The sequence below is a fragment of the Streptomyces sp. NPDC005863 genome (assembly GCF_042871345.1).
In the GTDB taxonomy this organism is placed as follows: domain Bacteria; phylum Actinomycetota; class Actinomycetes; order Streptomycetales; family Streptomycetaceae; genus Streptomyces.
Window position 1 is genome coordinate 95,098 of sequence record NZ_JBIAII010000001.1, and the last position, 24,363, is coordinate 119,460.

General features: G+C 71.9%; 20 protein-coding genes, 1 pseudogene and 1 riboswitch. Of the genes and pseudogenes, 11 read left to right on the top strand and 10 right to left on the bottom strand.

The window, feature by feature from the left end:
• Positions 1 to 5: 5 nt before the first annotated feature.
• Entirely contained in the window at positions 6 to 1,508 is a 1,503-nt protein-coding gene (locus ACFYO9_RS00340; protein ID WP_358773903.1) for a gamma-aminobutyraldehyde dehydrogenase, read from the bottom strand.
• 207 nt (positions 1,509 to 1,715) lie between these two features.
• Here ACFYO9_RS00340 and ACFYO9_RS00345 point away from each other — a divergent pair, with 207 nt between their 5' ends.
• A complete protein-coding gene (locus ACFYO9_RS00345) occupies positions 1,716 to 2,276 on the top strand; it encodes an NADAR family protein (RefSeq protein WP_355811824.1) in 561 nt (186 codons plus the stop codon).
• Positions 2,277 to 2,312: 36 nt separating this feature from the next.
• On the opposite strand, the gene ACFYO9_RS00350 is transcribed toward ACFYO9_RS00345, so the two are convergent.
• Positions 2,313 to 3,068: a DUF4190 domain-containing protein gene (locus ACFYO9_RS00350; RefSeq protein ID WP_358773905.1), complete on the bottom strand. Its 756-nt coding sequence runs from the start codon at positions 3,066 to 3,068 to the stop codon at positions 2,313 to 2,315.
• 153 nt (positions 3,069 to 3,221) lie between these two features.
• Between ACFYO9_RS00350 and ACFYO9_RS00355 the strand changes: the two genes are divergently transcribed.
• From ACFYO9_RS00355 to ACFYO9_RS00370, 4 genes are all read left to right on the top strand, one after another.
• Positions 3,222 to 4,283, top strand: a complete 1,062-nt coding sequence (locus tag ACFYO9_RS00355) for an adenosine deaminase (protein ID WP_388665874.1) — start codon at positions 3,222 to 3,224, stop codon at positions 4,281 to 4,283.
• A gap of 24 nt (positions 4,284 to 4,307) precedes the next feature.
• On the top strand, positions 4,308 to 4,988 hold the full coding sequence (locus tag ACFYO9_RS00360) for a glycerophosphodiester phosphodiesterase (protein ID WP_358773907.1): 681 nt from the start codon (positions 4,308 to 4,310) through the stop codon (positions 4,986 to 4,988).
• 22 nt (positions 4,989 to 5,010) lie between these two features.
• Entirely contained in the window at positions 5,011 to 5,868 is an 858-nt protein-coding gene (locus ACFYO9_RS00365; RefSeq protein ID WP_358773909.1) for a DUF72 domain-containing protein, read from the top strand.
• Positions 5,869 to 5,940: 72 nt separating this feature from the next.
• Positions 5,941 to 6,411, top strand: coding sequence for a hypothetical protein (locus tag ACFYO9_RS00370; RefSeq protein WP_355811812.1), 471 nt, complete (start codon positions 5,941 to 5,943; stop codon positions 6,409 to 6,411).
• 19 nt (positions 6,412 to 6,430) lie between these two features.
• On the opposite strand, the gene ACFYO9_RS00375 is transcribed toward ACFYO9_RS00370, so the two are convergent.
• The 3 genes from ACFYO9_RS00375 to ACFYO9_RS00385 form a co-directional block, all read right to left on the bottom strand.
• Positions 6,431 to 7,594, bottom strand: a complete 1,164-nt coding sequence (locus tag ACFYO9_RS00375) for an extracellular solute-binding protein (RefSeq protein WP_355811810.1) — start codon at positions 7,592 to 7,594, stop codon at positions 6,431 to 6,433.
• Between the two features lie 218 nt (positions 7,595 to 7,812).
• The gene (locus ACFYO9_RS00380; protein WP_358773911.1) at positions 7,813 to 10,419 is read right to left on the bottom strand and encodes an MXAN_6230/SCO0854 family RING domain-containing protein; all 2,607 of its coding nucleotides are present in this window, start codon (positions 10,417 to 10,419) and stop codon (positions 7,813 to 7,815) included.
• A 199-nt stretch (positions 10,420 to 10,618) separates the two neighbouring features.
• Positions 10,619 to 12,058 (bottom strand): gamma-aminobutyraldehyde dehydrogenase, encoded by a 1,440-nt coding sequence (locus ACFYO9_RS00385; RefSeq protein WP_358709504.1) that lies wholly within the window; start codon positions 12,056 to 12,058, stop codon positions 10,619 to 10,621.
• 162 nt (positions 12,059 to 12,220) lie between these two features.
• Between ACFYO9_RS00385 and ACFYO9_RS00390 the strand changes: the two genes are divergently transcribed.
• The 6 genes and pseudogenes from ACFYO9_RS00390 (at position 12,221) to ACFYO9_RS00415 (ending at position 18,274) form a co-directional block, all read left to right on the top strand.
• Entirely contained in the window at positions 12,221 to 12,766 is a 546-nt protein-coding gene (locus ACFYO9_RS00390) for an Lrp/AsnC family transcriptional regulator (RefSeq protein WP_355811804.1), read from the top strand.
• Complete coding sequence (locus tag ACFYO9_RS00395) at positions 12,751 to 14,130, top strand: aspartate aminotransferase family protein (protein ID WP_355811802.1); 1,380 nt, start codon at positions 12,751 to 12,753, stop codon at positions 14,128 to 14,130. The genes ACFYO9_RS00390 and ACFYO9_RS00395 overlap by 16 nt, the downstream gene beginning before the upstream one ends.
• 216 nt (positions 14,131 to 14,346) lie before the next feature.
• A pseudogene (locus tag ACFYO9_RS00400) lies at positions 14,347 to 15,060 on the top strand (ABC transporter ATP-binding protein); the annotation flags it as partial.
• A 302-nt stretch (positions 15,061 to 15,362) separates the two neighbouring features.
• The gene (locus ACFYO9_RS00405; protein ID WP_358709502.1) at positions 15,363 to 16,538 is read left to right on the top strand and encodes a hypothetical protein; all 1,176 of its coding nucleotides are present in this window, start codon (positions 15,363 to 15,365) and stop codon (positions 16,536 to 16,538) included.
• A 135-nt stretch (positions 16,539 to 16,673) separates the two neighbouring features.
• Positions 16,674 to 17,078 carry a VOC family protein gene (locus ACFYO9_RS00410; RefSeq protein WP_355811796.1) on the top strand — a complete coding sequence of 135 codons (405 nt, stop codon included), beginning with the start codon at positions 16,674 to 16,676 and terminating at the stop codon, positions 17,076 to 17,078.
• Between the two features lie 38 nt (positions 17,079 to 17,116).
• Positions 17,117 to 18,274, top strand: coding sequence for an LOG family protein (locus ACFYO9_RS00415; protein WP_355811793.1), 1,158 nt, complete (start codon positions 17,117 to 17,119; stop codon positions 18,272 to 18,274).
• Positions 18,275 to 18,316: 42 nt separating this feature from the next.
• Here the strand turns inward: ACFYO9_RS00415 and ACFYO9_RS00420 are convergent, their stop codons facing one another.
• The 5 genes from ACFYO9_RS00420 to rlmN form a co-directional block, all read right to left on the bottom strand.
• The gene (locus ACFYO9_RS00420; RefSeq protein ID WP_358773914.1) at positions 18,317 to 19,153 is read right to left on the bottom strand and encodes a maleylpyruvate isomerase family mycothiol-dependent enzyme; all 837 of its coding nucleotides are present in this window, start codon (positions 19,151 to 19,153) and stop codon (positions 18,317 to 18,319) included.
• Positions 19,154 to 19,207: 54 nt separating this feature from the next.
• The gene (locus ACFYO9_RS00425; protein WP_358773916.1) at positions 19,208 to 20,236 is read right to left on the bottom strand and encodes an ABC transporter ATP-binding protein; all 1,029 of its coding nucleotides are present in this window, start codon (positions 20,234 to 20,236) and stop codon (positions 19,208 to 19,210) included.
• Positions 20,236 to 21,930 carry an ABC transporter permease gene (locus tag ACFYO9_RS00430; protein WP_388665976.1) on the bottom strand — a complete coding sequence of 565 codons (1,695 nt, stop codon included), beginning with the start codon at positions 21,928 to 21,930 and terminating at the stop codon, positions 20,236 to 20,238. The genes ACFYO9_RS00425 and ACFYO9_RS00430 overlap by 1 nt, the downstream gene beginning before the upstream one ends.
• Positions 21,906 to 22,991 (bottom strand): thiamine ABC transporter substrate-binding protein, encoded by a 1,086-nt coding sequence (locus ACFYO9_RS00435; RefSeq protein ID WP_358773918.1) that lies wholly within the window; start codon positions 22,989 to 22,991, stop codon positions 21,906 to 21,908. The genes ACFYO9_RS00430 and ACFYO9_RS00435 overlap by 25 nt, the downstream gene beginning before the upstream one ends.
• A 76-nt stretch (positions 22,992 to 23,067) precedes the next feature.
• A riboswitch (TPP riboswitch) is annotated at positions 23,068 to 23,184 on the bottom strand.
• A gap of 41 nt (positions 23,185 to 23,225) precedes the next feature.
• Positions 23,226 to 24,332 carry a 23S rRNA (adenine(2503)-C(2))-methyltransferase RlmN gene (gene rlmN / locus ACFYO9_RS00440; protein WP_355811780.1) on the bottom strand — a complete coding sequence of 369 codons (1,107 nt, stop codon included), beginning with the start codon at positions 24,330 to 24,332 and terminating at the stop codon, positions 23,226 to 23,228.
• Positions 24,333 to 24,363: the final 31 nt, after the last annotated feature.

Genomic DNA, 24,363 nt, shown 5'->3' on the forward strand with positions numbered 1-24,363 from the left:
CCTGACTACCGGTCCCCGAAGATCGTGCGGTGCCAGTCCTTGCGGACCACCGCGGTGTTGTCGAACATGACGTGCTTGACCTGCGTGTACTCCTCAAACGAGTACGCGGACATGTCCTTGCCGTAGCCGGACGCCTTGTAACCGCCGTGCGGCATCTCGCTGAGGATCGGGATGTGGTCGTTGACCCAGACGCAGCCGGCCTTGATCTCGCGGGTGGCGCGGTTGGCGCGGAAGACGTCACGGCTCCAGGCGGAGGCGGCGAGGCCGTACGGGGTGTCGTTGGCGAGCCGGATGCCCTCGTCGTCGGAGTCGAAGGGCAGCACGACGAGCACCGGTCCGAAGATCTCGGCCTGCACGATCTCGCTGTCCTGCGCGGCGTCGGCGATGAGGGTGGGCTTGTAGTACGCGCCGGGGTGCGTGAGCGCCTCGCCGCCGGTCACCACGCGCGCGTAGGAGCGGGCCCGCTCGACGAATCCGGCGACGCGGTCGCGGTGCGTGTGCGAGATGAGCGGCCCCATGTCGGTGCCGGGGTCGAACGGGTCGCCGAGCCGCACGGTCTCCATGAGGTCGGCGACGCCCTGCACGAAGGCGTCGTACAGCGGACGCTGCACGTACGCGCGCGTGGCGGCCGTGCAGTCCTGCCCGGAGTTGATGAGCGCGCCGGCGACGGCGCCGTGCACGGCGGCCTCCAGGTCGGCGTCGTCGAACACCACGAAGGGCGCCTTGCCGCCGAGCTCCAGGTGCAGCCGCTTGACGGTGGCGGTGGCGATCTCGGCGACGCGCTTGCCGACGCCGGTGGAGCCGGTGAAGGAGGTCATGGCGACGTCGGGGTGGCCCACCAGGTGTTCGCCGGCGTCCTTGCCCGCGCCCGAGACGATGTTGAGGACGCCGTCGGGGATGCCGGCCTCGGTGGCGGCCTGCGCGAAGAGGAGCGAGGTGAAGGGGGTGAGCTCGGCGGGCTTCAGGACGATGGTGTTGCCCGCGGCGATGGCCGGCAGGACCTTCCAGGCGGCCATCTGGAGCGGATAGTTCCAGGGCGCGATGGAGCCGACGACGCCGATGGGCTCACGGCGTACGTACGAGGTGTGGTCGCCGGTGTACTCGCCGGCCGACTGGCCCTGCAGATGGCGGGCCGCGCCCGCGAAGAAGGCGGCGTTGTCGACCGTCCCCGGGACGTCGAACTCGCGGCTCAGCTTGATCGGCTTGCCGCACTGCACCGACTCGGCCTGCGCGAACTCCTCGGCACGGTCGGCGAGCACGCCCGCGAAGCGATGCAGGGCGTCGGAGCGCTCGCCCGGGGTGGCGCCCGCCCAGCCGGGGAAGGCCTCGGCGGCCGCGGCGACGGCGGCGTCCACGTCGTCTCTTCCGGCCAGCTCGTACGTGAGGACGTCGTCGCCCGTGGCGGGGTCGACGACGGCGTGGGTACGGCCCGAGGTTCCCTTGGTCAGCCGTCCGGCGATGTACTGCGCGCCGTCCGCGAAGTGGTCCTGCGCCTGGAAGTTGTGCATGACGCTCTCCTCCGCCGCCCTCCCCGTCCCGCGGGGGTCGGCGTAGCTCCAGATCGATTTGAGTGCCGATCCTGACAGAGCTGTGATAGCCCAACAAGTGATTCCGTTGTTGCCTTTTGGTTACGCGACGAATTCTGTCGACCAGGTGTCGAGTGCTCGCGGAAAACCAGGGACGGAGTGTCAGTGGTGCCTGCCACACTCGCGTGCATGACGGAGATCGAGGCGGTCCGCTCGGTGGAGACGCTGGTCCGGGCGGTGCGCGCCGGCGAGAAGGTGAAGTACCTGCCCTTCTGGGGCCACACCCCGCGCCGCGACGGCACCCTGGGCGCGAGCTGTCTCAGCCAGTGGTGGCCGGCGCCGTTCACGGTGGACGGCGTGGCGTACGCGACGGCCGAGCACTGGATGATGGCCGCCAAGGCCCGCCTCTTCGGCGACGCGGACGCGGAGCACGCGGCGCGCACGGCCCGTACCCCCGCGGAGGCCAAGAAGGCGGGACGGCTCGTACGGGACTTCGACGAGGCGACCTGGGCCCGTGAGCGGTACGGGATCGTGGTCGAGGGCAGCGTCCACAAGTTCACGTCGGACCCGGCGCTCGGTGCGTTCCTGCGCGGGACGGGGAGTCGCGTCCTGGTCGAGGCGAGCCCCCTCGACCGCGTCTGGGGCGTGGGCCTGGCGGCGGACGACCCACGGATACCGGACCCGACCCGATGGCTCGGGCCGAACCTGCTCGGCTTCGCGCTGATGGAGGCGCGGGGGCGGATCGGGTGAGCGGTGCGTGACGCGTGAGCGGTGGGGCCGGTGGGGCTAGCGCCCCATGGTCGACGAGGCGGCGACAGTCGGAGCCTCGGAGCGCGCCGCGTCGGTGTCCTCGTCCGGCACCACGAGCAGGATCACCAGGACGGCGACACTCAGGACGACCCCGGCCGCCCCGCAGATGATCCCCGCGAGGGCCTGTCCCCCATTGGTCGCCTCACCGCGCCGCGCCTTCCCGCGCCCCACCGCGCCGAAGATCACCGCCAGGATGCCGACGACGATCGCCAGCGGCCACAGGCAGAAGCCGACCGCCGCGATGATCCCCAGGACCAGTGCGGTCACGCCCATGCCGTTCGCGGGCGCCATCGGCAGGGCGGGCCATCCGTACCCGGGCGCGCCCGGGGCCCCCTGGTAGCCGGGGTACCCCTGCTGACCCGGGTAGCCGTACCCCGGAGCGCCGCCGGGCGGCCCCGGATACCCGTACCCGTGTCCGTACCCGTACTCATACCCGTACGGCATCCGGCCCGGTCCGTCCGGCGAGATCGGGGGCGGCGGCACGGGCTCGCCGGGCGCCGCGAAGGGGTTGCCGACGGGAGGCGCCGCGTGCGGGCCCGGGCCCTGAACCGGAGGGGGGTAGGCCCCCGGCATCGACGTGACCGTCCACTGGTCGTGCACGGACGCGGAACCACCGGCCGCACCCGGCCCCCGGCCCGGCGCCTTCGCATCCTCAGCCGGCGGCGCCCAAGGATCCCGTCCTTCCGGAGCCCCCGCGCCGCCCTCGTTGTCGCCCTCGGAACCGGCGGACATCACGGGTCACCTCTTTCATCCGTTTTCCTACGCTCCGTCATGCTACGGCCCCTGCCCGCCCCGTCCGGCCCCCACCGACCCCGTCCGGCCCGCCGCCTACGATGATCCCGACCCATCGATCAGCCGATCAAGCCCGTTCCTGGGGAGGAAACCGTGACCGACCAGCAGACCGCAGCCAGCACCGCCACAGACCCGCACGCCTTCATCGAGGGCCTGCCCAAGGCGGAACTGCATGTGCACCACGTGGGATCGGCCTCCCCCCGCATCGTCTCCGAGCTCGCCGCCCGGCACCGCGACTCCGCGGTGCCGACCGACCCCGAGGCGCTCGTCGACTACTTCACGTTCACGGACTTCGCGCACTTCATCAAGGTGTACCTCTCCGTCGTGGACCTGATCCGCACCCCGGACGACGTCCGCCTGCTCACCTTCGAGGTGGCCCGCGACATGGCGCGGCAGAACGTCCGCTACGCCGAGCTGACCATCACCCCGTACTCCTCCGTCCGCCGCGGCATCGACGACCGCGCCTTCATGGCCGCCATCGAGGACGCCCGCAAGGCCGCCGAGGCCGAGTTCGGCACCGTACTGCGCTGGTGCTTCGACATCCCCGGCGAGGCCGGGCTCGAGTCGGCCGAGGAGACGGTGCGGCTGGCCACCACCGACGCGCTGCGCCCCGAGGGCCTGGTCTCCTTCGGGCTCGGCGGGCCCGAGATCGGCGTGCCGCGCCCGCAGTTCGCCCCGTACTTCGACCGTGCCATCGCGGCGGGCCTGCACTCGGTCCCGCACGCCGGCGAGACCACGGGGCCCGAGACGGTCTGGGACGCCCTCACCCACCTGCACGCCGAGCGGATCGGCCACGGCACCACGTCCGCCCAGGACCCGAAGCTCCTCGCCCACCTGGCCGAGCACCGCATCCCGCTGGAGGTGTGCCCCACCTCGAACATCGCGACCCGCGCCGTGCGCACCCTCGACGAGCACCCGATCCGTCGGTTCGTCGACGCCGGGGTGCTCGTGACGGTCAACTCCGACGACCCGCCGATGTTCGGCACCGACCTGAACAACGAGTACGCGGTGGCGGCCCGCCTCCTGGACCTCGACGAGCGCGGCATCGCGGCGCTGGCGAAGAACGCCGTCGATGCGTCCTTCCTCGACCCGGCCGGCAAGGCCCGGATCGCCGAGGAGATCGACACGTACACGGAGGCGTGGCTCGCCCGCTAGGAACAGCGGCACCACAATGGGCCCATGCGCACCGTGACTGCTGTGGCCCACCGAGGCGACCCCTACCGCGTCCGTGAGAACACCCTGCCCTCCCTGCGCTCCGCGCTGGACCGGGGCGCGGACGCGGTGGAGGTCGACGTCCGCCTGACCAGCGACGGCGTGCCCGTCCTGCTGCACGACGCGACGCTCGAACGCCTGTGGGGATACGAGCGGCCGCTCGCCGCGCTCTCCGCCGCCGAGGTCGAAGGGCTGACCGAGGGCGGCGTGCCGACCCTCGCGGCGGCCCTGGCGGCGACCGCGGGGCACCGGCTCATGATCGATCTGCCGGGCGCGACGTACGACGACGTCCGCACGGTCGTCGGCGTCGTCGCGGAGAGCGGCGCTGCGGAGCGCGTGTACTACTGCGCGGGCGGGCGGACGATGCTGGCCGTGCGTGAGGCGGACCCGGCCGCCGAGATCGCGCTGACCTGGACGACCCTGGCCCCGCCCCGCCCCGTCCTGCTGAACGCGGTGAAGCCGCGCTGGCTCAACTACCGCTTCCCGCTGGTCACCCGCGACCTGGTCGCCCAAGTGCACCGGCAGGGCCTGCTCGTCTCGGCGTGGACCCCGGACACCCGCCGCTCGATGCGGCGGCTGCTCGACACAGGCGTCGACTCGATCACCACCAACCGCGTCGACGTCCTGACCGCACTGCGCACTCCCTGACACTTCGGGGTACCCGTGCCGGATGAGCGAGATTCTGGTGGGGACCTGTTCGTGGACGGACCGCGCGCTGATGGCCAGCGGCTGGTACCCGCGCGGGCGCAAGGACGCGGAGGGCAGACTGCGGCACTACGCCGACAACTTCCCCGTGGTGGAGGTCGACTCGACGTACTACGCGCTCCCGCAGAGCCGCACCTGCCGGCTGTGGGCGGAGCGTACGCCGGACGGATTCCGCTTCGACGTGAAGGCGTTCTCGCTGCTGACGGGACATCCGACCCGGCAGTCGGCACTCCCGCCCGAACTGCGTGGCCGGCCGCTGGGCCCCGAACTGCTGGACACCGTCTGGCAGCACTTCCGCGAAGCCCTCGAACCGCTGCGGGCAGCGGACCGACTCGGAACCCTGCTCTTCCAGTTCCCGCCGTGGTTCGCGCCGGGCGCCCGCGCGGAGAACGCGCTGAAGGAGTGCGCGCGCCGCACGGCGGGCTGGCCGGTGGCGGTGGAGTTCCGCCACCCCGACTGGTGGGAAGAGGGCCACCGGCCCCGTACGACGGCGCTCCTGTCGGAGTTGGACCTGTCGGCGGTGGCGGTCGACACGGCGCAGGGCCTGCCGCACTCCATGCCCCCGGCGGCCCCGGTCACCTCGCCGCGCCACGCGGTAATCCGTTTCCACGGCCGGAGCGAGGCGTGGGGCACGGGCTCCAAGGAGGACAAGTTCCGCCACGCCTACACGGAGGCGGAACTGACCCAGTGGCTCCCCCGCATACGGGCGATGGCGGACCGGGCGGACGAGGTCCACGTCCTGTTCAACAACTGCTGCGGGGACGCGGCGGTGCGGGCGGCTGAGATGATGAGCGAGCTGGTCGGGGGGCGGGTGCGGGCGTAGGCCCGGGCGGCCGGTGCGCCGCGCGGGACACGCGGAGTGTCCCGCGCCGACGACCTGACGGGAGGTGCGGCCATGGGTCCGAACTGGGACTGGGACGGCGACGAGAGCCTGTTGCGGTTCCACGACCCCGCCGAGTGGGACGACGCGTACGGACGCGGCCGCGTCCGCCACCTCGGCTCCGCCGCGATCGGCCTGGCCTTTTACTGCCCGCTGGCACAGGCGTCACCGCGGATCATCAAGGCGATGCGTCTCCCGGACTTCCACGAGCGGACCTTCGCCTACACGGCGGCCGGCACCGCCGCCCGGCTCCATGGGGAACTGACACCGGAGCTGTACGCCGCGCTGCGCGCCGAGGGCCACCGCGGCCCGGCGGAGACGGCCGTGGACGACACGCTCACCTTCGTGCCGTTCCGAGACCTGCCGCCGTGGTTCAAGTGGCGAAAGGTCGCGTCCAGGGTGGAGGACAAACTGGCGGTGTGGCGGATGCGCGGCGAGGACGCCGCCACGGCCGTACGGGAAACCCTGCGCCGACGCCACCCCTGACCGGCAGCCCCTACAGCCCCTACAACCCCACCAACGCATTCCACCGCTTCGCGAACCCCGTCCGCTCCTTCGACGTGATGTCGCGCGCGATCGCCAGGCGCCCCCGCATCGCGTCGTCCGGGAAGATCAGTGGGTCCTCCGCGAGGGCCGCGCGCTCCTTGTCCTTGGAGGAGGCGAGGATGTCGCGGGCGGCCGGGACCGGGCAGACGTAGTTGACCCAGGCCGCGAGCTCCGCCGCGACCTCCGGCTCGTAGTAGTGGTCGACGAGCCGTTCCGCGTTGCGCTTGTGGCGGGCCAGGTTGGGGATCATCAGGGACTCCGCCCACAGCTCCGCGCCCTCCTCGGGGACGACGAACTCGATGTCCGGGTCGTCCGCCTGCAGCTGGATCACGTCGCCGCTGTAGGCCTGGCAGGCCAGGACGTCGCCGCTGGAGAGGTCCTTGATGTAGTCGTTGCCGGTGAAGCGGCGGATGTGGTGGGAGTGCACCATCTTCTCGACCTTGTCGCACATCCGGTGGAAGTCGTCCGCCGTCCACTTCGTGATGTCGACGCCGTCGCCCTGCAGCAGCAGCGCGAACGCCTCGTCCAGGCCGGAGAGGAGCGTGACCCGGCCCTTGAGGTCGTCGGCCCACAGGTCGGCGACGCGTTTGATCTCCCGGCCGACCTTGCGCTTGTTGTACGCGATGCCGGTGATGCCCGACTGCCACGGCACGGTGAACTTCCGGCCCGGGTCGAAGTGCGGTGAGCGGAGCAGCGGGTCCAGGTACTTGGTGACGTTCGGCTGGCGCGCCCGGTCCATCTCCTGGACCCAGCCGAGCCGCACGAACCGCGCGCACATCCAGTCGCTGATGACGATGAGGTCGCGGCCGGTCTCCTGGTGGTTCATCAGGGACGGGCTGATCTTGCCGAAGAACTCGTCGTTGTCGTTGATCTCCTCCGTGTAGCGGACGTCGATGCCGGTCCGCTTCTCGAAGGCGTCCAGCGAGGGACGTTTCGTCTTGTTCTCGTCGTCGGTGTCGATGTACAGCGGCCAGTTGGCGAACGTCAGCCGCTTGTCGCGCGCCGAGCGGTCGCCCGCCGCCCGGTCCCCCGGCGCGATGTACGCGGCGGGCACCCCGCACCCCGCGAGCGTACTGACGGCCGCGCCGCCGCCGAGGGCGCGCAGCAGGGAACGGCGGGACACGGAGGAGGCTATGGGGCCGGGGTTCGCTCGCACCCCGGCAGCATGCGCCCGCGCGCGGGGCACCCGCAATGGACGCAGCGTCGAGCCCCGCCGCCCGGAGCCGACACCTTGTCGATCAGCTTCTCGTTTCGAGCGCCGGTTGCGGCTGCCCGCTGCGACTGCCCGTTTCGGCTGTCCGCTGCAACGGTCCGTTCCAGCGTCCGCTCAGCGGCCCAAGATCACTCCGCCGGCTCCAGCCACCCCGCCAGATCCCCCGCCGTGACCCGCTCCAGCGGCGCCCCGTCGACCGGCCCCGGGTAGAGCCGGTACGCCGTGCCGGACGCGGCCCCCTCCGCGCCCGCCAACTCCCCGTGCAGCAGGGCGAGAAGGGCCCGCCGGCCCGCGAGCTCCGGCCCCGGCTCCGCGCGCAGCGCGTCCGGTTCCCAGCCGTCCCGTATGCGCAGCGCGAAGTCGGCCCGCGGCTCGTCCTCGGCGCGGCGGTAGCCCCACAGGACGTGGCCGCGGCCGCGCACGTACACGTCGCCGTCGGTGCGGGCCGCCGCCGTCCAGCAGGCCAGGTCCCAGAGGGTGGCGCGGCCGCACGGCTGGAAGGTGTCGAGCAGGTCGTTGCCCGCCCGGCCGATCTGCTTGCGGTAGCGCCACACGTCGTGGCCGAGGCCCGTGGTGGCGAGGGTGACGTCGGTCCACCACGCGCGCCGCGTCCGCAGGTCGACGATCATCGGCACGCCCAGCTTCGCGTCGCCCGCGAGGTCGAAGCGCTGCCGGACCGTGCGCGGGTCGTAGACGGCGCGCTCCTTGCCCTCGACGGCCATGAACCCCGCGAAGGCGTCCGGGAGTTCGTCGAAGGGGATGTCGTTGTACGAGAGCACGACGGGCACCACGAACCGCACCCCGGTGTGCGCGAGGCGCGCCGGGCCGAGGTCCAGGTACTCGGTCGCGCCGTGCGGGGCGGGCGCGGAGGTGAGGTCCCCGGAGTGCCGGGCGGCGCCGCCCGCGTACTCCAGGTTCGTGTAGTCGCAGAGGCCGATGAAGCGCCACAGGTCGTCGTAGAGGGCGACGGACAGGTCGAGGTCGACGCGCGTGCCCTGGGGCTGGGTCCAGTGCAGGAAGAGCCGTACGGTCTCGCTGTCCGCAGGCAGGGGCAGCGAGCTGCCGCGCGGGACGGCGACCAGCGACGCGGCCGAGGCGCGCTCGGCGAACGGCACCGGCAGGTCGGCGAGCGCGGCGTCCAGGACGGCCACGTCGTACCGCTCCCCCGCCCGTTCGGCGAGGCGCCGCACCGCCTCCGCCTCGATCAGCTCGCCCGCGCGGCCCGCGACCCGGGCGGGCAGCGGCGGCCTGTGGTCCTCGACGGCGTACGCCTTGGTCACCCGCCCGCGCGGGAAGAAGACACGGCGGTGGCCCGGCACCGCGCGGATCTTCATCCGGCCGTACGCGCCGAGCAGCGGCCCGGGACCGGAGCGCGGCAGGGCGTCGGCGAGCGCCTCGCCGACGGTGTCCGGGAGCGTCGTCGCGCCCGAGCGGGCCAGCAACACGTCCAGGCGGCGCAGGAGTTCGCCGGGGCGCTCGCGCAGCAGCGTGACGGCGGCCTCGGTGTCCCAGCGGGCCAGCGCCTCCTCGACGCGGGCCTGCCAGGTGACGATCCGCAGCCGGTCACCGGCGAGGCGGACGTCGTCGTGCCGGGCCGCCTCGGCGAGCAGCACCTCGCCGAGCGCGTCGTCGCCGACGCGGGTGGAGCGCAGGGCGGCGAAGGCGAGCGCCACGCGCGCGTGGCGGTGGGCCTGCTCGAAGGGGTGCAGGATCTCACCGGCCCGCTTCCACGCGCGCGGGTGGCGTGCCATGTCCTCGGCGAGGCGCCGGAAGTCGTACCCGTCGAGCAGGGCCAGCAGTTCGCGGCGCGCAGGGCGCGGGAGGCCGCGCAAGCGCGGGAGTTCGAGCAGGTCGGGGTCGCCTCCGGAGCGTACGACGAGGATGCGCAGCACGTCGGTGGCGGTGTCCGCGTACCGCGCGACCAGCGGCCGCACCGCCGGCAGGTCGAGGAGCGGCGCGAGGGCGAGCGCCTTGCTCTCGCGCAGCGGGACGGCGGGCGGCAGCCAGTCGGCGGCCACGGCCGGGTCGAGGTGGCCGAGGAGCAGGACGAGGTCGTCGTGGTCCTGCCGGTTCAGCGGGGTGCGGCGGGCGAGCAGCGCGGCGAGTTCGGCCGCGGCGTCACCGGGTGCGCCGAGGCGCAGGGTGCGCAGGACGGGGCCGCCGTCACCGCCGGGCCCGGCGCCGGTGTCGAGCCACGGTTCGGTGGGCCCGTCGGTCTCGTAACGCCGGTCGCAGATCGGGCATTCGTACCACTCGCAGCACTGGTCGCAGCAGTTCCAGGGGGCCTTCTTCGCGCCGAGGCAGTCGTCGCAGAGGAGGTGGGCGCAGGGGTCGAGCGCGCGCACGCGTGCCGTGGCGTTCGCGCAGTTCATGCAGGGCTGGTGCGGCTGGGCGGCGAGGTGTTCGGCGACGACGGAGGTGTAGCGCTCGTACGCGGGCCGGTAGGCGGTCTCGGCGGGGAACCGCGCGAACAGCGGTGCGTGGCGGCGGTCGGAGCCCATCAGGGCGTCGACGCCGGCGAGCAGTGCGCGCCCGCTCGCCGCGAGGTCCTCGACGGAAAGACCGGCCAGCGCGCGGCGCAGCGGGGCGGTCAACAGGTGGCCGCGGTCGGCGAGTTCGGCTTCGAGGACGACGACGCCTGCCTCGGTCACGGCGGACGGTCCGGGGCCTTCGGGCACGTACACGCTCTGCCTGCAGCGCAGCAGCAGGCCGGAGAGAGTGTCGGTCGTCGTCATCAGGTCCCACCCCCGTGGTGCAGAAAGAAGCGGGGACGGAGAGTGGGTGCGCTACGGATCTTTTAGCAGAAGAAGAAAGAAGGAAGCACACCACGGAGCCGCCCCCGCGTACGCAACGGTACGCGGGGGCGGCTCCGGGGTCACACGATTTACCTCCGCCCTCCTGGCCCGGCGAGCGGGTGCGGAGAGGCGTAAGGGCTTAACCCTCGATGGACGTCATCACGTGCTTGATGCGCGTGTAGTCGTCGAAGCCGTACGACGAAAGGTCCTTGCCGTAGCCGGACTTCTTGAAGCCACCGTGCGGCATCTCGGCGACGAGGGGGATGTGCGTGTTGATCCACACGCAGCCGAAGTCGAGCACCTTGGACATCCGCATCGCGCGCGCGTGGTCCTTGGTCCACACCGAGGACGCGAGCGCGTACTCGACGCCGTTCGCGTACTCGACGGCCTGCGCCTCGTCCGTGAAGGACTGCACGGTGATGACGGGGCCGAAGACCTCGTTCTGGACGATCTCGTCGTCCTGCTTCAGGCCCGACACCACGGTCGGCGCGAAGAAGTAGCCCTTGTCGCCGACCCGCTGGCCGCCCGCCTCGACCTTGGCGTGCGCGGGCAGCCGCTCGATGAAGCCGGTGACCTGCTTCAGCTGGTTGGCGTTGTTGAGCGGCCCGTACAGCACGTCCTCGTCGTCCGGCTGTCCGGTCTTCGTGTCGGCGGCGGCCTTGGCGAGCGCCGTCACGAAGTCGTCGTGGATGGACTCGTGGACGAGCACGCGCGTGGCGGCCGTACAGTCCTGGCCCGCGTTGAAGAAGCCCGCGACCGAGATGTCCTCGACGGCCTTGGCGATGTCGGTGTCCTCGAAGACCACGACCGGCGCCTTGCCGCCCAGCTCCAGGTGGACCCGCTTGAGGTCCTTGGAGGCGGACTCGGCGACCTGCATGCCGGCGCGCACGGAGCCGGTGATGGAGGCCATGGCGGGGGTGGGGTGCTCGACCATGGCGCGGCCGGTGTCGCGGTCGCCGGTGACGACGTTGAAGACGCCGGGCGGCACGATGGAGCCGATGATCTCGGCCATCAGGACGGTCGACGCGGGCGTCGTGTCCGACGGCTTGAGCACCACCGTGTTGCCCGCGGCGAGCGCCGGGGCGAACTTCCAGACGCCCATCATCATGGGGTAGTTCCACGGCGCGACCTGCGCGCAGACACCGATCGGCTCACGGCGGACGATGGAGGTCAGACCCTCCATGTACTCGCCGGCGGCGCGGCCTTCGAGCATCCGGGCCGCGCCCGCGAAGAAGCGGATCTGGTCGACCATGGGCGGGATCTCCTCGGACCGGGTGAGTCCGGTCGGCTTGCCCGTGTTCTCGACCTCGGCCGCGATGAGCTCCTCGGCCCGCTCCTCGAACGCGTCGGCGATCTTGAGCAGGGCCTTCTGCCGCTCGGCGGGCGTCAGGTCGCGCCAGGCGGGGAACGCGTCGGCGGCGGCCTTCATCGCGGCGTCCACGTCGGCCTGACCCGACAGCGGCGCGGTGGCGTAGGCCTCGCCGGTCGCCGGATTGATGACCTCGGTGGTCCGTCCGTCGGCCGCGTCCCGGAATTCTCCGTTGATGTAGTTGCGCAGACGGCGCAGCTCGGTGGTCACTTCCGGCCCTCCAGTCAGATGTCCAGTGGATGAGACACCCACCCTAGTCGCTATACCGACGCTTTCAACATACCCAGCGGCCCAGAACTGCGGAATCCGTGATGATTGAAGCCACAGACAACGAATTTCATCGATCTGGCCTTGCGGAAGTGACGAGACGTCGTGCACAGTGAGGTCGTGGCCAGTCGCAGCGCAGACCCCAGCAGCCCCCGCGGCTCCCGCACCGGAAACCCGGGCGGAAGCGGCAACGGGAACGGCACTCCCCCCGTGGACGCCGTCTCCCTGGCGATCATCGAGCAGCTCCAGGAGGACGGACGCCGCCCGTACGCCGCCATCGGCAAGGCCGTGGGCCTCTCCGAGGCGGCCGTGCGCCAGCGCGTCCAGAAGCTGCTCGACCAGGGCGTCATGCAGATCGTCGCCGTCACGGACCCGCTCACCGTGGGCTTCCGCAGGCAGGCGATGGTCGGCATCGACGTCGAGGGCGATGTGGACCCGGTCGCGGACGCCGTGGCCGCCATGCCGGAGGCCGAGTACGTGGTGATGACCGCGGGCTCGCACGACCTCCTCGTGGAGATCGTCTGCGAAGACGACGACCACCTGCTCGAAGTCATCAACAAGCGCATCCGCGCCCTCCCCGGCGTGCGCTCCACCGAGAGCTTCGTCTACCTCAAGCTCAAGAAGCAGACCTATATGTGGGGAACCCGATAGCCGTGAGCAAGGACCTCAGCCGAACCGCGTACGACCACCTGTGGATGCACTTCACCCGCATGTCGGACTACGAGAACGCACCCGTGCCCACCATCGTGCGTGGCGAGGGCACCTACATCTACGACGACAAGGGCAAGAAGTACCTCGACGGCCTCTCCGGCCTCTTCGTGGTCAACGCCGGCCACGGTCGTCACGAGCTCGCCGAGACCGCGTACAAGCAGGCTCAGGAGCTCGCCTTCTTCCCGGTGTGGAGCTACGCCCACCCGAAGGCCGTCGAGCTCGCCGAGCGCCTCGCGGACTACGCGCCGGGCGACCTGAACAAGGTCTTCTTCACCACCGGTGGCGGCGAGGCCGTCGAGACCGCGTGGAAGCTCGCGAAGCAGTACCACAAGCTCACCGGCAACCACACGAAGTACAAGGTCATCTCCCGCGCGGTCGCCTACCACGGCACCCCGCAGGGCGCCCTGTCCATCACCGGCCTGCCGGCCCTCAAGGCCCCCTTCGAGCCGCTGGTCCCCGGCGCGCACAAGGTGCCGAACACCAACATCTACCGCGCCCCGATCCACGGCGACGACCCCGAGGCCTTCGGGCGCTGGGCCGCCGACCAGATCGAGCAGGAGATCCTCTTCGAGGGCCCCGAGACGGTCGCCGCAGTCTTCCTGGAGCCGGTGCAGAACGCGGGCGGCTGCTTCCCGCCCCCGCCCGGCTACTTCCAGCGCGTGCGCGAGATCTGCGACCAGTACGACGTGCTGCTCGTCTCGGACGAGGTCATCTGCGCCTTCGGCCGCCTCGGCACGATGTTCGCGTGCGACAAGTTCGGCTACGTCCCGGACATGATCACCTGCGCCAAGGGCATGACCTCGGGCTACTCCCCGATCGGCGCCTGCATCATCTCGGACAAGCTGGCCGAGCCGTTCTACAAGGGTGGCAACACCTTCCTGCACGGCTACACCTTCGGCGGCCACCCGGTCTCGGCCGCGGTGGGCCTCGCCAACCTCGACGTCTTCGAGAAGGAGGGTCTCAACCAGCACGTGCTCGACAACGAGGACGCGTTCTACCAGACCCTGCGCAAGCTGCACGACCTGCCGATCGTCGGCGACGTCCGCGGCAACGGCTTCTTCTACGGCATCGAGCTCGTGAAGGACAAGGCCACCAAGGAGACGTTCAACGACGAGGAGACCGAGCGCGTCCTGTACGGCTTCCTCTCCAAGGCGCTGTACGAGAACGGCCTGTACTGCCGTGCCGACGACCGCGGCGACCCGGTCGTCCAGCTCGCCCCGCCGCTGATCTCCACCCAGGAGACCTTCGACGAGATCGAGGGCATCCTGCGGCAGGTCCTCACCGAGGCGTGGACCAAGCTCTGAGCCGACAGGCACCGGTCGTCACCGACCTGTGTTGTCGTGTGATCGAGTGATCAACACCGGCCCCGGGGGCGTCCGTTCGAGTGAGAACGGGCGCCCCCGGGCCGCGTCGTTTCCGGGCATGTCCGCCCGAATCCATAGCGTGCCCAGTGACCGATCGGCCCCGCCTTCGTTCCCCCGTACGGGGGAGTCGAGCTGATCTGAACCGAGGTGTACGCCATGGTGGCCCCGCCGGACAACGACGTGCTGTGGGCACGCGCACTGCACGTCACACACAACGGCTCCCCCGCCCTCACCGGCGTTTCGCTCGGTGTCCGCGAGGGCGAGATCCTCGCCGTCAACGGCCCGCGCGGCTCCGGCAAGACGACGCTCCTGCAGTGCCTGTCGGGCCAGCGGCTGCCCCAGCAGGGCGAGGTCTGGTTCAACAGCACCCCCGTCCACACGATGGGTGCGCTCGTGCGCGAACGGCTGCGCCGCGACCGCTTCGGCTGGATCGACCCCGAACCGCAGCTCGTCCCCGAGCTCACCGCCTGGGAGAACGTCGCCCTGCCGCTGATGCTGCGGGGCGCATCGCACCGGGTCTCCAAGCCCGCCGCCCTGGAATGGCTCGAACGCCTCGACATCGGCGGGTGCGCCCGCAAGCGTCCGCACGCCCTGCTCCAGGCCGAGCGGCAGCGCGTCGCCATCGCCCGCGCCCTGGTCACCACGCCGGACGTGCTCTTCGCCGACGAGCCCACCGCGACCCTGCACCGCGCGGACCGCGCCCACGCGCTGCGCACCCTGACGACGGCGGCCCGCTCGCACGGCATCACCGTCGTCCTCGCCACGCACGACGCGGAGGTCGCCACCCTCGCCGACCGCACGGTCGCCCTGCTCGACGGCCGCCGGGTCAACACGGTCCACCTGCCGGGGGCGGCGACGGCACCGGCTGGTACGGGTGGTACGGGTGGTACGGCTGGTGACGGTGACGTGGTCGCTGTGGGGAGCGGGGCCGAAGCCGATGTGGGCGCCGGTGCGGGTGCGGATGCCGTGCGTACGGCGGTGACGGCCAGTACGGGTACCGGGAGTACGGGTACGGCCAGTACGAGTACGGGGAGCACGGGTACGTCCAGTACGAGTACGTCCAGTACGTCCAGTACGTCCAGTACGTCCAGTACGAGTACAGCCAGTCCAGGGAACACGGTCGCCACCGCCACCGCCACCGCCACCGCCCCCACGACGGAAGGTCGGGCCGCGTGCTCGCTCTCCGTCTAGCCCGCGGCGCCCACCCGCTCGTCCAGCTGCGGCGCCTCCTCGTGGCCGCCGCGTCCGCCGGCACCGGCTTCCTGCTGCTGTGCACCCTGGCGTACGCGATGGAGCACCCCGGAGCGGGGGCCGTCCTGCGGCTCGCCTGGTGCGTCGCGCCGATCGCCGCCACCGTGTACTTCGCCGTCGCCGTGGCCCGTACCGACCCCGCGACCCGGCCGCGCAGCGGGCTCTCCGCGGTCGGCCTCGGCCCCGGCCGTCTGATGGTGCTCGCCGCGATCTCCACCGCCGTGTCCTGCGTCCTCGGCTCGATGGTGGCGCTGCTCTTCTTCCTGCACCTGCGCGGCGACATCAGCGGTCTGCCCTTCGACGGGGCCGCGACCGACCTGCTTGCAGGCGGACGCCCGCTGCCGCTCGCCGGCGCGCTCACCCTGCTCTCCCTCGTCCCGATCGCCGCGTCGGTCGCCGGCGCCGTGGTGCTGCGGCCCCGGCCCGTCAAGGCCACCGGTGCGGAGGCGGGCACCGAGCCCGTCGGGGAACCGGACGCTCCGGCCCGGCCGCCGGGCGGGCTGCCCTGGGGGGTCGCGCTGCTCGCGGCGGGCCTCGCCGTCGAGACGTACGCGAGCCGCTCCGACGTCCGGCCGCGCACCGGGTTCCCCATGCCGGGCGGCGCCGACGGCAGCCCGGCGGGTGTCCTCGCCGGCTGGGCGCTGACCGCCCTCGGCCTCGTCCTGGCCGGCCCCGGTCTCACGTATCTCAGTGGACGGATCCTGCAGACGGCACGCCCCGGCGCGCTGCGGCTGCTCGCCGGGCGCGTCCTGCAGGAGGAGGCGCGGCGCATCGGGCGGCCGCTCGGCGTGCTGTGCGCGGTGGCGTCCGGCGCGTACGCCTCGATCGCGCTGTACGCGGGGCCGAGCCCCGAGGTCGGGCCGCTCACCGCGCTCGGCGGGCTGCTCGTCGCGGGGTGCGCCGCACTGACCCTCGCCACGTCAGCGGTCGAGGCGCGGCAGGCCCGTACGCGGACGACGGACGCGCTGCTGCGGCTCGGGGCGCCCGCGACGCTGCTGCGTGGTTCGGCGGCGCTCCGCGCGGGCGCGCTCGCCGCCGTGTTCGTCCCGTTGACCTGGATCGTCGCGGAGCTGGCGGCGGTCCCGCTGGCCCGCTGACGGCCCGTGGGACGCCGTCGGAAAATAAGTGCGTGACCGGCGATGAGTTCCGCGTCGAACGGGTGTCTACCCCTCCGTAAGGCACACGCGTAAGGCACACGCGTGAGGCACACGCACTCACCGGGAGAGACACTCATGCACCAGCAGATGATCTTCGTGAACCTGGCCGTGAACGACGTCGCCGCGTCGAAGAAGTTCTTCACGGAGCTGGGGTACACGATCAACCCGCAGTTCACGACCGACGAGTGCGCCTGCGTGGTGATCAGCGACACCATCATCGCGATGATGCTGAGCAAGGAGCACTACGCGAACTTCACGCAGAAGGAGATCGCGGATGCCACGAAGACGAGCGAGACGCTGATCTGTCTGAGCGCCGAGAGCCGGGAGAAGGTCGACGAACTCGTCGACGCGGCCGTCGCCGCGGGCGCCACCGCCGGCAAGGTCCAGGACTACGGCACCATGTACGGCCGCGCCTTCGACGACCTGGACGGCCACACCTGGGAGATCATGTGGATGGACCCCTCGCAGGTCCAGGGCTGAGCGAGGCCCCGGTGGGTGCCCCTGCTTAGCATGGGCGGATGCAGCCGACTCCCGAACACGCATCCGCCCCGCAACCCCCGCAACTCCCCGGCGACGACCGCGAGATCGAGACCCTCGCCGAGTTCGACGACGTCTGTGGCCGTGGCGCCCTCGCGGGCTGCCGCGTCCAGGCCGTCGACCTGACGGAGCGCACCTCGGCGCTCCTCGCGGCGGACGTCGCGGGCGCCGTCTTCCTCGGTTGCCCGATGCGCGAGGACGCGGCGGCGAAGGTACGGGCCGGCGGCGCGCTGGTCTTCCCGCCGGTCCCCGGCCTGCCGTTCAACCCCTACCGCGGGCTGCTGTACTCCCCCGAGGACCTGTTCACCGGCCTCGCCGAGGGCGGTTACGAGGCGACGCCGGACGCCCACGCGTACGCCTGGTTCCAGCGGACCAAGGCCGACGGTGACGTCTTCTCGTCGATGCTGCGCGCCATCCACGACGACTCCATCTCCGACGCCCTCGACGAACACCTCGTCGGCGCGCGGGTGGTGGGCGTCATGGGCGGCCACGCGATGGCCCGCGGCACGGACGCCTACGCGGGGGCGGCGCGGCTCGGCCGCGCGCTGGCCCGCACCGGGTTCACCGTCGCGACGGGCGGCGGTCCCGGCGCGATGGAGGCGGCGAACCTCGGCGCCTACGCGGCCGCCTTCGACGAGGCGATGCTGGACGAGTCCCTCGAACTCCTCGCCAAAGCGCCCTCGTTCACGCCCTCGATCACCGACTGGGCGCGCGCGGCGTTCGCGGTGCGCGAGCGCTGGCCGGCCGGCGGCTCCTCGGTGGGCATCCCCACCTGGTTCTACGGCCACGAGCCGCCGAACGCGTTCGCCTCGCACCTGGGCAAGTACTTCGCCAACGCCACCCGCGAGGACGGGCTCCTGGCCCGCTCGAACGCGGGCGTCGTCTTCCTGCCCGGCGCGGCGGGCACGGTCCAGGAGGTCTTCGACAACGCGACCCCCAACTACTACGGTTCGCGCGGCGAGCCCACCCCCATGGTCCTGGTCGACCGCGCCCACTGGACCGAACACCTGCCGGTGTGGCCCCTGTTGCAGTCGCTGGCCAAGGACCGCCCGATGGCGTCGCGGATCGCCCTGGTGGACCGGGTGGAGGACGCACCGGAGGCGCTGCGCGAGCTCAGCGGGTCGGATCCGGCGAGCTGACGTGGTCGGGTGAGCCGACGAGGTCGGGGTGAGCCGACGAGGTCACTGAAACGACGCCCGCTCCAGCCAGAAGTCGAGCAACTCCCGCTCCCCCAGCACCTCCACGCGCCCGCTCTCCAGCGGCCGCCGGCGGTAGAAGGCGAGCAGCACCTCCGTGAGCGGTCCGCGCAGGGTCACATCCGCCTTCGCGTGCCCGCGCCGCCAGGTGAAGGCGTCCTCGCCGAACTCGATGAGCCACTCGGCGCCGAGTCCGTCGAGTCCGTCGAGGCCGCCGCGTCCGTCGAAGTCGCCGAGCCCGTCGGGGACATCGGTGGCGTGCAGGTGGATGCTGCGGCCCGCGCCCCTGAGTTCGACCGCGCTGTCGTCGGGGTCGGTGCGCTGGGCGAGGGCGACGAGGTCCAGCCATTCGTCGATCGCGTCGGCCGCGACGTCCGGCTCGACCTCGTACGCGGCGCCGGTGGTGAGGGCCGCGTCCGCGCGGTGGATCAGCAGCTCGTGCGTCATGCGCCGGGCCCAGAACCCGGCGCGGTGGTCGCCACTCCAGGACCAGACGGGGGCGTCGGGGCCCGCGGCGCGGAAGGTCTCGGCGCCGAGTTCGGCGGTACGGGCCAGCCAGGCGTCGAGGGCGGCCGGGTCGTCGCCCTCGGGCCCTTCGCACTCCGGGATGTCCTCTTCCGGGATGTCCCGCTCGGCGCGGGTCGCGACCAGCCGCTCGCTCCAGCGCACCGCGCCGCCGGTGTGCCGGACGAGCTCGGCGAGCGTCCAGTCGGGGCAGGTCGGTACGGTGGCCGAGAGGTCCGCCCCCGTCAAGGCCGCTCTCAAAAGGTCGATCTGCCGGGCGACTTCGTCGCAGTACCGCCCGTGGCTCAGTGACGTCATGGGCGAACAGTAGATCGACCTCCGGGGGACGGCACCCGCATTACGGCCGGGGGCTCAGCCGAGCACCACCACATCGTCCGCGTCGAACCCGACCCCCACGATCTCCCCCACCTCCGGCGCCTCGCGCAGCGCGCACGCCGCCTCCAGGCGCGGGCCCTCCTTCGGCTGAAGCCGCACGGCGACATGCGTGCCGCGGAACGTACGCGCCACCACCTCGCACCGCAGCCCCTCGTCCGGGGCGACGAGCCGCACCCCGGCGGGCCGCACCAGGATCGTGTGCCGCCCGGCGGACGTCCCGGCCGGAACCGGGACCGTGCCCCACGCCGTGGCGGCGGCCGCGCCGGTCACCGTCGCCTCGACGACGTTGTCGAAACCGAGGAAGCGCGCCACGAACTCGTCCACCGGGTGCCGCCACACCTCAAGCGGCGTGCCGGACTGGGCGATGCGGCCCTCGCGCATGACGACGACACGGTCGGCGAGCGCGAAGGCCTCGCCCTGGTCGTGCGTCACGGCGAGCACCGTCGTCCCCAACTCGTCGAAGAGCTCGCGCAGTTCGACGACGAGACGCTCCCGCAGCGAGCGGTCGAGCTGCCCCAGCGGCTCGTCCAGCATCAGCAGCCTCGGCCGCGGGGCCAGCGCCCGCGCGAGCGCCACCCGCTGCTGCTCGCCGCCCGAGAGCGAGGCCACCGCGCGGCGCTGCGCGTTCGGCAGGCCGACGAGCTCCAACAACTCGGCGACCCGGTCGGCCTGTTCGCCCCGTGACACGCCGTGCATGCGCAGCCCGAACGCGACGTTCCCCGCCACGTCGCGCTGCGGGAAGAGCTGGTGGTCCTGGAACATCAGGCCGACGCCCCGCTTGTGCGCGGGCACCCCGCGCTGGTCGCGCCCGGCGAGCAGCACCTGCCCCGCGTCGAGCCCCTGCAACCCGGCGACCGCCCGCAGCAGCGTCGACTTCCCGCTGCCGCTCGGCCCGAGCACGCAGACGATCTCGTGCTCGGCGACGTCGAGGTCCACGGCGTCGAGCGCGGCCCGCGCCCCGAAACGTACCGTCGCCTCCCGCAGGCTCAGCAAGGCGTCCGCCATCAGAACTCCCCCGTGGTGCGCTCGGTCCTGACGCGTTCGAGGAGCAGCAGGGACACCGCGCACACCACCATGAGGATCGTCGAAAGGGCCATCGCCTGGCCGTAGTTGAGGTCGCCGGCCCGGCCGAGCAGCCGCGCCACGGCGACCGGCAGCGTCGGGTTGTCGGGACGCGCGATGAAGACGGTCGCCCCGAACTCGCCGAGGGAGACCGCGAAGGCGAACCCGGCGGCGATCAGCAGCGCCCGCCGCACCATCGGCAGGTCGACCTCCCGCCACGCCCGCAGCGGCGACGCCCCGAGCACGGCCGCCGCCTCCCGCAGCCGCCCGTCCACCGCACGCAGCACGGGCAGCATGGTCCGTACGACGAAGGGCACGCCGACCAGCGCCTGCGCGAGCGGCACCAGGATCCAGCTGGCCCGCAGGTCGAGCGGCGGCTTGTCCAGGGTGATCAGGAAGCCGAAGCCGACGGTCACCGCGGAGACCCCGAGCGGCAGCATGAGCAGCGCGTCGAACCCGCGCACGAGCCGCCCGGCGCGCCGGGTGAGCGCGGCGGCGGCGAGACCTCCGATGACGACGGCGATGGCGGTGGCCACGACCGCGTACTGCAGCGAGTTCCCGATCGCCTCGATCGGCGGCACGAGGAAGGCGCCGCCGTCCGCCGAGGTCAGCTCCCGGTAGTAGGTGAATCCGTAGCCGTCGGGGCCGTCGAGGGAGCGCTGGATCAGCACCCCGAGCGGCAGCAGGATCAGCAGGGCGACCGTCGCCAGGACGGCGCCGAGCAGCGTCCACTGTCCGGCGCCGCGCGGACGGCGCGCCACCGCCGAGGCGTCGACGAGCTTCAGCGCGCTCTCGCGCCGCCGCACCGTCCACGCGTGGATGGCGAGGATCAGGCCCACCGCCACGAACTGCACGATGGTCAGGACGGCCGCCGTCGGCAGGTCGAGGAGCTGGGCGGTCTGCCGGTAGATCTCCACTTCGAGCGTCGAGTACGCGGGTCCGCCGAGGATCTGCACGACGCCGAATGAGGTGAAGGTGAAGAGGAAGACCATGAGCGCGGCGGCGGCCACCGCGGGGCCAAGGGCGGGGAGCGTCACCGTCCGCCACGCCGTCCAGCGCGAGGCGCCGAGCATCCGCGCGGCCTCCTCCTGGCGCGGGTCGAGCTGGGACCAGAGCCCGCCGACGGTGCGCACGACGACCGCGTAGTTGAAGAAGACGTGCGCGAGGAGGATCGCCCAGACCGTGGTGTCCAGACGCACCCCCCACAGCTCGTCGAAGAGCCCGCCGCGCCCGATCAGCGCGAGGAACGCGGTCCCGACGACGACCGTGGGCAGCACGAACGGCACGGTGACGACCGCCCGCAGCACCTGCTTGCCGGGGAAGTCGAAGCGCGCGAAGACGTACGCGCCGGGGAGCGCGATCAGCAGCGTGAGCGCGGTCGAGGCGAGCGCCTGCCAGGTGGTGAACCACAGCACGTGCCGGATGTCGGACTGCCCGAGGACGTCCACGATCCGGCCGAACCGCCAGCCGCCGTCGATGTGCAGCCCGCGCGCGACGATCGCCGTGACCGGGTAGGCGAAGAAGAGCGCGAAGAACGCGACGGGCAGGGCCATCAGGCCGAGCCGCGCCGCACTCCCCGGGCCGGCGCCCTCGCGGGGCTTCGCCTTGGCCGCTACTTCAGTACGAGCGAGGTCCACGACTTGATCCACGGCTCGCGATTGTCGGCGATCTTCTTCGGATCCATGGTCTGCGGCTTGTCGACCGTGACGCCGTGCTCGGTGAAGAGCGCGGGCAGCTTCGCGCCCTCGCGCACCGGGTTCACGAACATGTTCAGCGGCATGTCCTCCTGGAACTTCCGGCCCGCGAGGAAGTCCAGGAGCGCCTTGCCGCCCTTGGTGTTGCCCGCGTGGCTGAGCAGGCCCGCGTACTCCACCTGACGGAAGCAGGTGCCGGTGGCGACGCCGGTCGGCGCCTCCTTGGGCTGCGGCTTCCCGTAGAGCACCTCGACGGGCGGCGAGGAGGCATAGGAGACGACGAGCGGCCGGTCGCCCTTGGCCTTCTTGCCGCCGGCCGACCCGGAGAACTCCTCGTTGTAGGCCTGCTCCCAGCCGTCGACGACCTTGACGCCGTTGGCCTTGAGCTTCTTCCAGTAGCCTTCCCAGCCCTGGTCGCCGTACTTCGCGGCGGTGCCGAGCAGGAAGCCGAGGCCGGGCGACGACGTCGAGGTGTTCTCGGTGACGAGCAGGTTCTTGTACGCGGGCTTCGTCAGGTCCTCGAAGGACTTCGGCGGCGCCAGCTTCTTGTCGGCGAAGTACTTCTTGTCGTAGTTCACGCAGATGTCGCCGCTGTCGACGGGCGTGACCCGGTGCTTGTCCCCGTCGACGCGGAACTCCGGCTTGATCTTCTCCGCGCCCTTGGCCTCGTACGGCTGGAAGAGCCCGTTGTCGAGCGCCCGCGACAGCAGGGTGTTGTCGACGCCGAAGAAGACGTCGCCCTGCGGGTTGTCCTTGGAGAGGATCGCCTTGTTCACGGCGGCGCCCGCGTCGCCGTCCTTCAGGACCCTGACCTTGTACCCGGACCGCTTCTCGAAGTCCTTCAGCACGTCCTTGGAGACGTTGAAGGAGTCGTGGCTGACGAGGGTGACGGTCTTGGAGTCGGTCTTCCCCGACCCGCCGTCGGAGCTGCCGCACGCGGAGAGGGCGACGAGCCCGATGCCCACCGCCACCGCGGTGGACGTGACCTTCTTGGTGGTGCTCACTGGATTTCCTCCTGGGTGACCAGGAAGAGACGCGGCCCTGCCCGCGGGCCGGGGGCACGCGGGCAGGACGCTACAGCTTGAGTGATGCCCGAACTTCCTACCCAGAATGACCTGGGCGAGGTTCAGAGGGTCTGCGGCCCACCTGTCCAAGGTGCCGCACTCTCAGCGCTGTGGCGCTCCCCTGTCGGAATATGCAGATGTGTGTACGAGGCGTACGCCCGCACGCCCGTCAGACTACCTCTCGGCCGCGGCGAGCTGGCCGCACGCTCCGTCGATCTCCTGGCCCCGGGTGTCCCGGATGGTGACCGGCACGCCATGGGCGGCGATGGCCTCCACGAACGCCTTCTCGTCCTCGGGCCGCGAGGCGGTCCACTTCGAGCCCGGCGTCGGGTTCAGCGGGATCAGGTTGACGTGCACCGGCTTGCCCTTGAGCATCCGCCCGAGCCGGTCACCACGCCATGCCTGGTCGTTGATGTCCCTGATCAGCGCGTACTCGATGGAGAGGCGACGGCCCGACTTCGCGGCGTACTCCCAGCCCGCGTCGAGCACCTCGCGCACCTGCCAGCGCGTGTTCACCGGGACGAGGGTGTCGCGCAGCTCGTCGTCCGGCGCGTGCAGCGAGATCGCGAGGCGGCACTTGAAGCCCTCGTCGGAGAGCCGGTGGATGGCGGGCACGAGCCCCACCGTCGACACCGTGATCCCGCGCTGCGAGAGGCCGAGGCCGTCCGGCTCCGGGTCGGTGAGCCGGCGGATCGCGCCGGTCACCCGGTTGTAGTTGGCCAGCGGCTCGCCCATGCCCATGAAGACGATGTTGGAGAGCCGCGCGGGCCCGCCCGGGATCTCGCCGTCCCGCAGCGCCCGCATGCCGTCCACGATCTGGTGCACGATCTCGCCGGTCGACAGGTTCCGGTCCAGGCCGGCCTGTCCGGTGGCGCAGAACGGGCAGTTCATGCCGCAGCCCGCCTGGGAGCTGATGCACATGGTGACCCGGTCCGGGTAGCGCATCAGGACGGACTCGACGAGCGTCCCGTCGAAGAGCCGCCAGAGCGTCTTGCGGGTCGTGTCGTCGTCACAGCTGATGTGCCGCACCACGGACATCAGATCGGGCAGCAGCGCCTCCCGCAGCTTCTCGCGCGCCCCGGCCGGGATGTCGGTCCACTCGGCCGGGTCGTGCGCATACCGCGAGAAGTAGTGCTGCGAGAGCTGCTTGGCGCGGAACGGCTTCTCGCCGGTGGCGGCGACGGCTTCCTTCCGCTCGGCGGGCGTGAGGTCGGCGAGGTGCCGCGGCGGCTTCTTGGCTCCGCGGGGCGCGACGAAGGTGAGTTCTCCGGGTACAGGCATGGTCCTTCCAGTGTCGCAGACATACGAGGAG

Bases quoted from the DNA above. Each gene is read 5' to 3' on its own strand.
- ACFYO9_RS00340 (WP_358773903.1), bottom strand. From the start codon at position 1,508: ATGCACAACTTCCAGGCGCAGGACCACTTCGCGGACGGCGCGCAGTAC.
- ACFYO9_RS00345 (WP_355811824.1), top strand. From the start codon at position 1,716: ATGACGGAGATCGAGGCGGTCCGCTCGGTGGAGACGCTGGTCCGGGCG.
- ACFYO9_RS00350 (WP_358773905.1), bottom strand. From the start codon at position 3,068: ATGTCCGCCGGTTCCGAGGGCGACAACGAGGGCGGCGCGGGGGCTCCG.
- ACFYO9_RS00360 (WP_358773907.1), top strand. From the start codon at position 4,308: ATGCGCACCGTGACTGCTGTGGCCCACCGAGGCGACCCCTACCGCGTC.
- ACFYO9_RS00365 (WP_358773909.1), top strand. From the start codon at position 5,011: ATGAGCGAGATTCTGGTGGGGACCTGTTCGTGGACGGACCGCGCGCTG.
- ACFYO9_RS00370 (WP_355811812.1), top strand. From the start codon at position 5,941: ATGGGTCCGAACTGGGACTGGGACGGCGACGAGAGCCTGTTGCGGTTC.
- ACFYO9_RS00380 (WP_358773911.1), bottom strand. From the start codon at position 10,419: ATGACGACGACCGACACTCTCTCCGGCCTGCTGCTGCGCTGCAGGCAG.
- ACFYO9_RS00410 (WP_355811796.1), top strand. From the start codon at position 16,674: ATGCACCAGCAGATGATCTTCGTGAACCTGGCCGTGAACGACGTCGCC.
- ACFYO9_RS00415 (WP_355811793.1), top strand. From the start codon at position 17,117: ATGCAGCCGACTCCCGAACACGCATCCGCCCCGCAACCCCCGCAACTC.
- ACFYO9_RS00420 (WP_358773914.1), bottom strand. From the start codon at position 19,153: ATGACGTCACTGAGCCACGGGCGGTACTGCGACGAAGTCGCCCGGCAG.
- ACFYO9_RS00425 (WP_358773916.1), bottom strand. From the start codon at position 20,236: ATGGCGGACGCCTTGCTGAGCCTGCGGGAGGCGACGGTACGTTTCGGG.
- rlmN (WP_355811780.1), bottom strand. From the start codon at position 24,332: ATGCCTGTACCCGGAGAACTCACCTTCGTCGCGCCCCGCGGAGCCAAG.